Origin of the sequence: Mucilaginibacter sp. RCC_168 (assembly GCF_041355315.1) — a bacterium.
Lineage (GTDB): Bacteria > Bacteroidota > Bacteroidia > Sphingobacteriales > Sphingobacteriaceae > Mucilaginibacter.
Map to the genome: position 1 here is coordinate 146,149 of NZ_JBFUPN010000022.1, position 12,754 is coordinate 158,902.

The 12,754-nt window shown below is 41.9% G+C and carries 7 protein-coding genes; 1 reads left to right on the top strand and 6 read right to left on the bottom strand.

Annotation, left to right across the window (positions count from 1 at the left end; genetic code table 11):
• Positions 1-33: 33 nt before the first annotated feature.
• On the top strand, positions 34-855 hold the full coding sequence (locus AB6735_RS20815; protein WP_370997983.1) for a family 16 glycosylhydrolase: 822 nt from the start codon (positions 34-36) through the stop codon (positions 853-855).
• 380 nt (positions 856-1,235) lie between these two features.
• On the opposite strand, the gene AB6735_RS20820 is transcribed toward AB6735_RS20815, so the two are convergent.
• From AB6735_RS20820 to AB6735_RS20845, 6 genes are all read right to left on the bottom strand, one after another.
• Positions 1,236-4,007: a glycoside hydrolase family 2 TIM barrel-domain containing protein gene (locus tag AB6735_RS20820; RefSeq protein WP_370997984.1), complete on the bottom strand. Its 2,772-nt coding sequence runs from the start codon at positions 4,005-4,007 to the stop codon at positions 1,236-1,238.
• A gap of 265 nt (positions 4,008-4,272) precedes the next feature.
• On the bottom strand, positions 4,273-6,195 hold the full coding sequence (locus tag AB6735_RS20825) for a beta-L-arabinofuranosidase domain-containing protein (RefSeq protein WP_370997985.1): 1,923 nt from the start codon (positions 6,193-6,195) through the stop codon (positions 4,273-4,275).
• 398 nt (positions 6,196-6,593) lie between these two features.
• Positions 6,594-8,546: a sialate O-acetylesterase gene (locus AB6735_RS20830; protein WP_370997987.1), complete on the bottom strand. Its 1,953-nt coding sequence runs from the start codon at positions 8,544-8,546 to the stop codon at positions 6,594-6,596.
• Between the two features lie 55 nt (positions 8,547-8,601).
• A complete protein-coding gene (locus AB6735_RS20835; protein ID WP_370997988.1) occupies positions 8,602-10,176 on the bottom strand; it encodes a glycoside hydrolase 43 family protein in 1,575 nt (524 codons plus the stop codon).
• 46 nt (positions 10,177-10,222) lie between these two features.
• On the bottom strand, positions 10,223-12,337 hold the full coding sequence (locus AB6735_RS20840; protein ID WP_370997989.1) for an alpha-L-arabinofuranosidase C-terminal domain-containing protein: 2,115 nt from the start codon (positions 12,335-12,337) through the stop codon (positions 10,223-10,225).
• A gap of 159 nt (positions 12,338-12,496) precedes the next feature.
• Positions 12,497-12,754: fibronectin type III-like domain-contianing protein (locus AB6735_RS20845; RefSeq protein ID WP_370997990.1), on the bottom strand; the 258-nt coding region annotated here is incomplete at its 5' end.

The following is a 12,754-nucleotide window of genomic DNA, read 5'->3' on the forward strand; positions in this document are numbered from 1 at the left end:
AGCAAACAAATTAACCTAAAAAAAATCTTATTTATGAAAAAATCAATTCACATGCTTACCGCGTTGTCTTTGTTTGTCGCATTGCTGGCATGCAAAAAAGAAGCTAAACAGCAGATTCTAAATGCCGATCAATCTTCATCCACTTTAAAAACGAATGCCGTTTCGTGGGTAAATGTTATTCCGGCTAATTCATTTAGCTCCTTTAGTACCTATTGGAACAATTTGTATCCCTGGGGATCAGATCATAATGGATCAGCCCGTATGCGTGCCGAAAACATCTCGGTATCAGGGGGCGTACTTACTTTAACCAGCTCTCCCAGCGGCAGTGTTGGTAACAGTTCGTCATCCCCTTACCTCGCCATTCATTATTATTCGGGCACTATTTATGCTAAAACAGTACCCGTTGTTGATGATTCATGGCCTAAATGGCACTTTAAGGGAGAGTTTCAATGCCCTTCGCAAACGGGCACATGGCCTGCGTTTTGGGTAACAGGGTCTACCAGCTGGCCGCCAGAAAGCGATTTTATGGAATTTAAAGGAAGTACAACGTGTTGGACAAATACCTACAAAAATGCCAGCGGTGGCTGGTCAAGTATAGGTACAACAATATCCAACCCGGCCAGTTGGCACACCTACTCGGTATACATGACAAAAACCAATGCAACCGATGTTTCGATAGAATACTGGATCGATGGTTCATTAAAAAGTACGCAAACTGGGGCCAATTTTGTTGGTAAGGGCTTGAACATTATTATTGACTATCAGATGGAAGGCTCGTCAGGGACGCCTGGTCCAACAGGAACTACTTCCATGTCTGCAAGAAACGTTATTGTTGAAAAGAGCGCCACGCTATAACATCTATATAACTTCACCTTGCTTCCCCTGTATTTCTTATAACTATACAAGTGGCTCTTATACAAGCTTCATGAAAACAGCTAAAAACAAAAGCGACCTTAACTGTATTACTAAGGTCGCTTTTGTTATTGAGGTTGAATTCGGCCCCAAGAGGCTCTGATTAAGAGTCGCAAATAAACCGCCAAGTCTGGGTAGAAAATTATAGTTACTTCAAAGGATTTATGCTTTATTACCACAAACGAATAGTTATTGTTCGTTACATGTCCTGAAAAAAGATAAACCTCAATCATTTCAAATGAAATTGTCTATCCAATAAGGCATTCTATTATTTAATGAAAATCTATTACTAAAGTATTCCATTTTTATTCGACAATCATCTTCTACTGAAAATCGAACCATAAACTACCCGTTACCGGCGAATAATTCAGAGCAACATTTTTTTGACTTTGCGGACCTAGTTTATTGGCAGTCTGAAATTTTGTTCCAATTGGACTTATGGTATGGAGGAATCCCAGGTTACCTTCCGGAAAAGGTGGATCAGTATTATCATTTCCTGAACCTGCAGCTTTTGCCGGTTTCAACATTTGTAAATACATACCTTTTTGGTTAGTATACACGGTAAATGGAGCTTGCTTACTTTCAACAGTTACCCAATATACTTCGGCATGGTAGCCTTTAAATTCGGGATAGTTCCAACTTTCGCCAGTTATGGTATTATTATAAGCTTTGTGCCAAATGCCAAACTGCTGTCCCTTCAACCTGTTTTTCCAAACATGATATGGGCCGCGCCCCTCCCACTTCATCCCGGTTATCTGGTCTTCCGGATAATTAAAGGTAATACCAGAAAAATCAAATTCGCCCTTTTCATCAAACTGATAATCAAGCTTTGCTGGTTTGCCGGCGCTGAATGTCCATTTTATGTAAAGACGCGGGCTTCCTTCATATACTGGTTCTACTATTTCATCATCGCCTACCATATAATGTTTGAATTGTTTAAGGATATGTTTTGCACCGGCTAAAGCAGGTCCGTCTTTTAAATCAATGGTTGACTTTGGAGTAATTACCTTTTGAAGATAGCCTGTTTGTGTATCAAAATAATAACTGATGCCATTGGCTTTAATCTCCAGACTCCCCCCCTGTTCATTGGCTACCGGTTTACCAACTGTTTGTGCAACAAATTTATCTATTACCTTTACCGGTGATTTTAATGGCCAGCTCCAGGTAAAGATCTCTTTGTTATCAGGGCCAATGGCAGTTAAGTACAATACATCACTGTTTGCTCTATTTGCAGGTAAATTTAGTTTTAAAAATCCCTTGCTCCCCGGTTCAAGATTTATAGGTGCAACCGTTCCGGATGCTGCAGTCTTACCCTGGAGATCACTACTCCCAGGTAAGGGTAAGGATACCAGTTTCCATTTAAAAGAGCATTTATTGAGGTTGGTATAAATATACCGGTTCTCTACCTCCAATTTACCATCAAATATTTCTGGAATAAAAGTTTTTTCAATCACCACCGGCGACCAGATTTCTTTGATCGTATAAAAGCTGCCTTCTTTTTCACGATGTGGGCCTAATATGCCATCAGGTGCGGCATTACCCTGTATGTCTATTTGCCCATTCCTGTCTGTACGTGCCACCCCTTCGTCATGAAATGACCATAAAAACCCGCCGCCGAAATACGGATGTTTGCGCATCAGATTCCAAAAATCGTCTAATCCTGCACCCTGCCCGCCATCATATAAACCGTGCATAAATTCAGTTGGAAAAAACACCTCCTTACCATATAAAACTGAATTACTTACATAATTATAATCGGGATAGTGTTTGGTATCTGTTCCATTAAATTTTTCCCAGGGATGAATCACGAGGCGATGCTGAGGGTCATATTTAGCAAATTCCGTATCCAGATCCGTATTCCAGCCTCCTTCGTTTCCATTATCCCATATCACGATAGATGGATGGTTTACATCTCTTACCACCAGTTCTTTTACCAACTTTTTCCCAACTTCGGTATCATATTTGGCTTGCCAGCCGGTTAATTCGTCCAATACAAAAAGGCCGAGCGAATCACAAACATCCAGAAAATGCTGATCGGGTGGATAATGCGACATCCTTACGGCGTTCATGTTCATTTCTTTCATCAGCTTAACATCCATCAGGCTGATATCCTTACTTAACGTACGACCAGACTCCGGCCATTCACTATGCCGGCATACACCTTTAAAAACAACTTTTTTGCCGTTTACATAAAAACCGTCCAGTAATCTTAACTCCGCGGTACGGAAACCAAAACGTTGTTTTATCACATGCACTACACCTTTTGGACTATTAACTGATACTACGAGGTTATATAAATTTGGCGACTCTGGGTTCCAGGGTAAAATATTGTTGACCTGCTGCTGCAGTGTTGTTTTCTGTTCGTTGCTGGCAACTTTCATACTGAAAGGTAAACCCAAAGGTTGCCCGTTAAGCTTTTGTACCTGTGCTTTTATAATATGGCCGCTGTTTGCATTCGCGGTATATACATCAAGCGTTAAAGAGCCGTTTGCTTTGGCATCAATAGCTAACCTGTCGATATATGTTTTGGGGACTATTTCAAGGTAAACGGGCCTGAAAATACCGCCGAATAACCAAAAATCAGCTTTACGCTCAGCCTGATTAATAGATTCATTAGTTGATCTTTTGCTAACAGTTACTTCCAATAAATTATCACCGTTATAATTTAGCAATTTGGTAACATCATATTTAAACCGGTAAAAGCCACCTTGATGTATAGGACCCGCAAGCTTTCCATTTATCTTAACTTCAGTTTCGGTCATGGAGGCTTCAAAAACTATAAAAACATTTTTGGCAGCTACTGATGCCGGTACTTTAAAATGATATTTATACTTTCCCTGCTCCTGGGGGTTTTGTGTGTCTTTATAATAATTATAAGTACCAAAGCCCTGCTGCTCCCAGTTTGAAGGGACAGCTATCTTACTCCATGAACCACTTTTTTGACCGGTATTGATATAAAAATCCCAGTCGACAGTGTGGTCCTTGTTTGTACCAGACAAATATTGATATTGTGTTTGCTGTGCTTTTGTTGATGATATTGACAGGCAAAACAAAAAACATAGCACCAGCACCGCGTATTTTTGATATTTTTTCATAATCCTTTATAAATTATTAACCTTTGACAGCTGTTCCCATCAACCACATCAACTGCTTTAAGCCGACCAGGTGCATAAGGTACCGTAAATTCAGCTTTATCTACTATTCGTCAGTCGTTGGTAGCCAAGACATTTTATCGAGGCATGGGCTATCTTTGCTTTACCGGTGAATGAGGAATGTAAATAGAGATATGGTAAGCTCTTTCTGTTTGTCATTTCAGGCAAATGTAAAGTGAGAGACCGGCTTTTCATAATTGTAGTTCGGTCATTTCAAATTCCAATAAAGTACGTAACGCTGTTTATCAATCTGGTAATAGGGAATCATAGTAATGGGCCTGGCTCCCACGTCTTTCGTTTCGAATGTAAGCTGCTTCCCCGCCAATGGTGTTAGCCACTCAGTCAATTTCCGTTTTTTTACGGTTAGCGAACTGATAACATCTTCAGGAATATTATATTTTACAAATTCCAGCTGGTCCTTAGCAAAAGGTGCAGGCGGGTTTATTCCGTCGGTGCCCATATCCCCCGCCAGCAATAGTGGGCCATAAGCGATTGCGGCCACCTTTGCATTATCATTCGCTGGGATCAATCGCAATGACATTGGAAAATTAACAACCACTTTATCACCGGTTTTCCATACTCTTTTTAACTCAATATAACTTCCGGGTTTTTCTGATATCTTAACCATTTTACCATTTACTGTAATCTTAGCACCTGACATTGCCCAATGCGGATATCGGATATATAACGAAAATGGAATCCGCGGTGGCGCTTCCTTTACGGTAAGGTTAGTCACACTTTCTTCGGGATAGCTGGTTTGTTGAACGATTTTAAAACCTTTCTCGCCCCAGTTCAATTCCGATGGGATAAACAGATTAACATAAATGCCATTATCCGTATGGTAATAAATACCTTCTGCATATTTAGCATGATTTTCAAAACCAGTGCCAACGCAACACCAAAAGGAGTCGTCGTGTGAACTATAAGTCTTGAACAAACCGGGCTTTAAGGATTGTAAGTAAGTCACCATACCGGTTCCCGCTTCCTGCGATGGTAATATATGATTGTATAAAGCACGCTCATAATAATCTGCATACTTTGCATCCGCCGTCCACGTAAACAAGTGGCGCGTCAGTTTTAGCATATTGTAGGTATTGCAGGTTTCGGTGGTAGTGGCGGTAATATGTTTCGAGATTTGATCAGGCGTAAAAAAAAATTCCTGATCGCTGTTACCGCCGGTTGCAAAGGTATGATGATCGATAACCGTCTGCCAAAAAAATTCAGCAATCGTTTTTAGCGTGTCATCATGTGTAAGTTCATATCCGCGCGCCGCACCTATTATTTTAGGAATTTGAGTATTAGCATGAAACCCTGCCAATTTATCTTCCTTGTTTGCTAAAGGGTCAAGAATAGCGTGATGATAAAAAAGTTCTGCTAATCTTTTGTCGTTCTTGTTCCCTGTTATGGCATACAAATTATAGGCAACTTCACTCATTCCGCCAAACTCAGTTTTCTCCATTGTGTCCAATTGTTGAGGTGTTAAAGGCTCAAGTTTATGAAAAGCCCATCCACTCATCTTTTCTGCAATATCCAAAGCCTGCTTGTTGCCTGCATACAGATACATATCAGTCAGCCCTGCCATCACTTTGTGGATCGTATACCAGGGTGCCCACACCCACTCACCCTTAATTGCCCGGTTGATAAATTGTTTTGGGAAAGCACTTAGGTAACCACCTTCATCCAAAACCTGCTGGCACTCCGCAAGTGCTGTCACCAACGAATCAGCTTTTTGTTTGTAAACCATCTCACCTGTTGAAGCGTACATTAACGCAAGTCCCGAAAGTATATGGCCCATAATATGTCCACGTAACTCACAATTTGGTGATTCCCATCCACCAAGAGGTTTAGCATTAGATGCGATACCGGCATTTAACCGCCAAGCATGCAACAAGCTTGCGTTACTAATGCTTAACATCCAGTTGGCATCGCGTTCCATATTATCTTTGAAACGGCTGTCTAACAATTTAATATTATTCAAGTTGAAACTTTGAGCTTTGGCAGTGATGTTCGGTTTAATCATCTCCATATGCTGATGTTGACCGATGTATTGAGAATATGCCGGTATGCTGAAAAACAATCCGATCGTAAAAATCCGGGTTTTGCGCAAAGCCTGCGCGGTAATTCGTTTCATATGTTGGTTTGTAATTAGTCTGAAAATAACAATAATATATTCACAGTAGCAATCACCTTTCAGAATATTTAGGAACTATAGAAGAACCAAACTGGTAGGTCCTTTTACGGAAATGCAGCTTCATGTGGACATTCCGAAGCCATTGACCAGCTCGTTCCGGAATAGAAAACAAATTATTCCGAAACACACTTTGACCATATTAATTAATTGACGATTAACCGAGCTTTTCTTATTGCTGACCCAACTTGGTGCTCTAAAGAATACAGAATAGACCGGCCAAACCTTCCAGAATGTTCACCATAAAGTTCATTATTTTACTCATTTACGCATTTTTACTGTTATGCTATTGACTACTTTTGCTATTTCCTTAACCCGTTATTTGGAGTTTGTAAACCCAATCACTTTTGGGTAACTCCCTTCCATTCATCAGTTCTGAAGGGTACGGCCGGCAACCCTTCTTTGTTAACAAGGTTACAAACGGGGTTGTCGGCCCACCCGTAACGTACAGCTACCGGTATATTTACCTTATCCGAACTAACTATCACCTTATTACCTTCGATCCTGGCCGATGCCCAATAGAATTTTTTATCATCTCCGGCAATCGCAAATCCTTTTAGTGAAGCAGTATCGCGGGTTGCAAGCCCCGAGCCTGTATCGTTAAACCCTATAATTATATCTTTCCCTTTAATAACGAAGTTTTTATACATTGGCCCCGAGGCGATAACGTCTTTCCCATATACTTTTTTTTCCGCTATCAGCCCCAGCCTGCGTCCTACCTCCTGCTTATTTGTCGGATGAATACTGCCGGCATCGCCAATATCTATTATGCAAGCCATGCCTGTGTTGGGTTGTGACAGTGTTAGTGTTTGTGCTTCTCTCAGTTCAGCCCATTCGCTTTCAGCAGGAAGCGGATCTTCTTTTTTGAAGTTTGCCAACTGAACATATAAAAAAGGAAGGTTACCTTGATGCCAGCGTTGTCTCCAGTCGTTGATCAGCATTGGGAATAATTTCCTATAGAGGTAAGCTTCAGTATCATTAGCCTCGCCCTGGTACCAGATAAACCCTTTGACCCCAAAAGGAATTAACGGATTAATCATGGAATTAAATAGTACCGCGGGGTAATTTTGATAATTGTGAATTTTAGGAGTGGCCGGTTCAATATTTGTTTTATACAACCATTTTCCTGCTAAAGAGGTCTTAGCATCTTCACCGGCAATATAAATATTTTCGGCCGGAGGGTTCAATCCGCCACCGCCCCACAGCATAGCCATTCTTATAGCAATAGTATTTTCCCCGTTTTTAACCAGGCCGGCCGGAATGGTATAAGATTGTTTTGGATTGCTATTCCAAATAGCTTTGCATATTTCGGCCCCATTAAAATAAAGCGAGTAATTCATTTCAGGGTGACCAATATTCAATATCAATTGTTTTCCTGCAAAAGATGCGGGTAACACAACTTTTTTGCGTAACCACATCATCCCTTCATATTTTCCAATCCCAAAATCTTTAACCAGCCTGGGCATATCAACCGCAGTCCAGCCAGAATCATCGTATTGCGGTGATGGAACGGTTTTATCAGCATTATTCTGTGGATGATAAACGATGTCCCAAAAACGGATCATATCCAGGCTATCTTTTACAACATTATTTTGAGTCAGCGTGTCTCCTGCGAGCATTTTTGCCCTGGTAGCAGGCGATGAAAGCTGCATTTCCCGGCTTGTCCATGCCTGTACCGGCGTTCCGCCCCAGGTGCTTTGAATGATACCGATTGGTACGTTTTGTTCTTTATGAATCTTACGGGCAAAATAATAGGCCACGGCAGAGAACTGCTTTACATTATTTGGGTCGCATGGTTTCCATTTACCTGCTAAAAAATCAGATTGAGGAGTAAGTTTAATATCGTGTTCTACAGTAAGAAAGCGGATTTGAGGAAAATCTGCTTTAGCAATTTCATTCGGAGCATCCTGCGCTTGCTGTACCTGCCATTCCATATTGGACTGTCCCGAAGCTATCCATACATCCCCGATGAGAATCCCCGTTAATTTGATTGCAGAGTAGGGCTTTCCTGATTCAGAAATTTGGAGATCATAAGGGCCACCTGCCTTAAACTTCGGCAAATGCAATATCCATTTGCCGTCTTTACCGGTTTTTGCTTTTGTATTTGCTTTACCAATTGTTGCAACAATCAAAGAACCCGGAGTTGCTTTACCCCAAACAGGAATGTTTATACCTCTTTGCAAAACCATATTATCGCCAAACACTTTTGCCAAAGTTACCTGGGCATAACCGGATGTTTGAAAACAGTAGAATAGTGTAAAAAACACTAATAATATCCGTTTGTTTATTTTCATTATTTTATTCAAATAGCGTGAACGCTGATATTGTTGTTAGTTAATTTAATAGGCTTTATTTTTCCGGGGAAATGGAATCTGTTATATGAAAAAAGTCAAAGTCGGCCGCACCGCCTATGTTTTTTGTAGCATAATTAAACAAAGCAAAACGATAGCCCATGAAATGCGGGAAGGTATAGGCCATTTTTAATTGTGTGCCCAATGGTATCCACGTTTTCCCGTCCAGGCTATAAAAAAAATCTGCCACATCTTTTCTGTTCGTAAAATTGCATTCAGCCTTAAAGTATACTACCTTTTGGTTTAAGGGGATTTTTTGTGCTTCTACAGGTTTTCCAGTACTTGCATTGATCATGACGACGGCTTTGCTATCTCCGGTTATTTTGACACCTGTCAATCCGTAATTTTTTTGCAGAAGTCCCAAACCCGCAAAATCACCATCTTTCATATTTGAAACGTCGAGCGAAACTGTCCCGGAGCATACCGGGCCGATAGTGCGTTGTGTCAGTGAATTCCGTGCCGTCAGGAAATTGGTGTCAATCCTGCCGGTGGTGAGTCGTAAATACCCTTTCCGCGCGGTAACAGACCACAAGCTATTATCCGGGTTATGGTTCCATTGCCAAACCAGCGGTAATGCCCGTTCGCCTTTTTTACGGGTAAACTCGTCCGAAGCAACAATGCCCGGGATCAAACCTTTACCGGCCGGCAGGTCGAGTGTATCGGTCACTTTGCCGCCGGTGCCCAAAACGGGCCATCCATCCACCCATTTTACAGGGACCAAATAGGGAATACGGCCCACCGAGCCATAATCACGGAACAAATAAGCATACCAGGCCCCATTTGGCGCTTCAACCAACCCACCTTGTGCCACACCCAGATCCTGAAGGCCAATTCGTCCTTCGTACGGACCGGTGATTTTATCTGCCCGGTGTATGATAACAGTGCGTACGTGGCCCGGTGGCCATGTAATATTGAAAAGGTAATATTTGCCGTTTATCTTAAACAGCTGAGAGCCCTCCGGACCGAGGCCGGTACCGCCCGAAGGCACGTTTGCTTTTTTAATGATAATTTTGTCCGTTCCGCCGGGTTTTATGCCAGAAAGATCGTCCTTTAATTCAACTAACCTTAAATCTCCGCTCCCGCTAATCATATACGCTTTTCCGTCATCATCAAAAAACAAGGAGTGATCACCCAGGTCGGGGGCAAACGACCTTGCTTTCCACGGACCTTTTTCGATATTTTTAGTACTGTAAATGTGCGTTTTATTGGTATTTGCAGAAAATGTACTTACATAATAGGTACCATTATGGAAACGAATAGAACTTGCCCACGAACCCGCCCCATATGCGTTTTTTCCACTTGTGAGATTTAATGCGTCAACATTTGCTAAAGTATCGTATGCATAATTCACAAGCTTCCAGTTCACCAGGTCGTTCGACTTCATAATTGGCACACCGGGACTCATGTGCATCGTTGTGCTGCTCATATAATAGCTATTGCCTACACGTTCTATTGATATGTCTGGAACATCTGCATAAATAATAGGATTAGTGGCTTTTTGCGCGTATAAACACGGCGCTATAAGTGTGATAATTAAGGCCGTCATCCATAACCTGTAAATCGCATTTCTCATTTTGGCATTTGTTTTTTTGTCCTGATATATTCTTACCTGGTTTTAATTATTTAGTTAATGTATTTATTTGAAGCACGCTTACTGAGTATGGGTCGAAAGTCCTTGTGAATTTAGCGCCGGCCACTTTTATTTTGGAGGTAACCGGAACTATTTTTACCGGATCGCTAATTGTGTTCGTATCTTCGGGTTTATCACCTTTTATTACTACCAGGATACCCTCTGGTGATAAATTTCCGGCCCCTTTAAAATCAATATCAACCTGCTGCGGCTTTCCTGTTACATTTACTACTTTAAGAAACAATTTTCCAGTTTTGGTGTCCTGGGTAGCTACATAAAACATGGCTGGTATAGGTTGGGGCATTTTGTTCGCTGCGCTGTCTTGCTTAGTGGCAGGCCGCGTTTGGGTTGGTATATTGGCGCCCGCTATAGGCACCACTTTATTGCCGATATAGCTGTTAAACATCTTTTGCACATAATACGATGGTGAACCAAAACTTGTCAATGCATCATAACCTATCAGGTTTGACTCCCATTGCCATGCTTTCGGCGCGGTTGCGGTAGCCTTATTTACATTTGCCAATAAAGGCGCGTAGCATGAGCGGATAACGAGGTCTGAGTTACGTTCCATACCGGTCATCCACGCGGCATCACCGAGGGCAGCATTCAAAGTGGTGGTGGGCATGCCTTCCGTTGTTGCCCATTCACCTACAAACACTTTATACCCTTTGCGGTCGTAGTTATCATAATGTGCCGCATCCTCTTCCATCCCCCAGGCATTACGGTAATAATGTTCATCTACAATTTCGGGCTTGCGGATGGTTAATTTACCCCTGCTCCCAAGCCAATCCTTACCGCCGATGCTTGCAATACAGTGAAGGTTTGGATATTTGGCTTTAATGCCATCATAAAACTGGGCAAAACGTCCATCGTAACTGCCAGACGTGTCAAACCCGTCTTCATTACCAATCTCCACATAGCTGAGTTTAAAAGGCGCCGGGTGCCCATCTGCCGCGCGCTTAGCGCCCCAGTACGTGTGTACGTCTCCCGTAACATATTCAATTTCATCCAGCGCATCATCTACATATGGCTTTAAAAGCGGACCTGCGTCCACATGATCCTCGTCGAGTGAATAGCCAGCATAAACGGCAAGCAGCGGTTCCATTTTCAAGTCTTCGCACCATTCTAAAAATTCAAGTAAGCCCATTCCATCAGAAGGACGGTAGCCCCATGAGCCGGTATGGCCGGGCCGCCCCTCAAGTGGCCCCAAAGTAGTCTTCCACGGAAATGCATCGTTCAATTTTGGACCTTCAAGAAAATTACCGCCGGGAAAACGTAAAAAACGGGGCTTCATATCAGCCAGTAACTTCATTATATCAATCCGGTTGCCATTTGGACGGTTATGATAAGTTGGTGGAAATAAAGACACGAGGTTAAAATAATAAACCCCAGTACGGTTTGTTGAAATAACAAAACGGGCGGCAGATGTTGGTTTAACATCTGCGCTTGTTGTTAATTTAAGTTCATATTTTTTCCAAAAGGTACTTTTTACCAGATTAATAGTCCCCGAAGCATATACCGTTTTACCGTCATTGCTTTCTATACTTACGGTGATAGGTCCGGCAGTGTTATCAGCAATTATCGGAACAGCAACTGTAGGTTTGGGATCCCAGGGGCGGCCGGGGAGTGGCTTGCTTTCTGTACCCTTAATGTAAAAAGAAGCGTTATAAGTTGTATTAGGCAAAACAGGTATGCCCCAATAACCCTCATTTGCAATACCGGCCCGACCGCCACCTGTATCCACTAATAGTCTCAAACACGTAGTTAACGCGCCATTAATTGCATGGCGCCGCTGATCGATGGGTACATTGTCGGGGTTTGGGGCAACTAATTGAATTGTGGCCTTTGCACCACCTTCCTTGATTACGCTCCATGCTTCCGGCGTATTTGGGTTGTCCTTAAATATCCGGTTTTTGATCAGCTCGGCATACAAACCTCCATCGTATGAATGGTTGATCTCTTCGGTCATCAACCCATACAGTTGCGGACTTACATTTGCACCGGGTTTAGTTAAATCAAGCGTAAGCTTAGGGTTTTGCGCTTTTAAGTTTGTTGCAGTGAATAGGAACAGGCACAAACTTGAAATGGATAATAACTTTTTCATCGTGAAATTTAATATTATTTATTGTGTTTTTCACACTTATTTTATAAAATCAACAGGGCATTCCCATTGAAAATTATTTCTGAGTTTATCGGTATTCCGGATAACCTGTATGTCCAGTTTACAGATTTCCATAAACCTCATACGGCTTCTGAAATGAGTTTATTTAACCAGGATTTTTACTTTTTTTGAAATATTGCGTGATGAATTACCTAATTGAAGAACATAGTCGCCGGCTTCCGCATTCCATGACTTTTTTGATGCATCATAAAATGCCAGGTCGGCAACCTTTACATCCAGTTCTACCGTTTTTGTTTCGCCTGGTTGCAGAAATACTTTTTTAAACCCTTTAAGCTCTTTTTCTGGACGCAATACCGAACAAACCGGGTCGCTTACATATAACTGCACCACTTCGGCTCC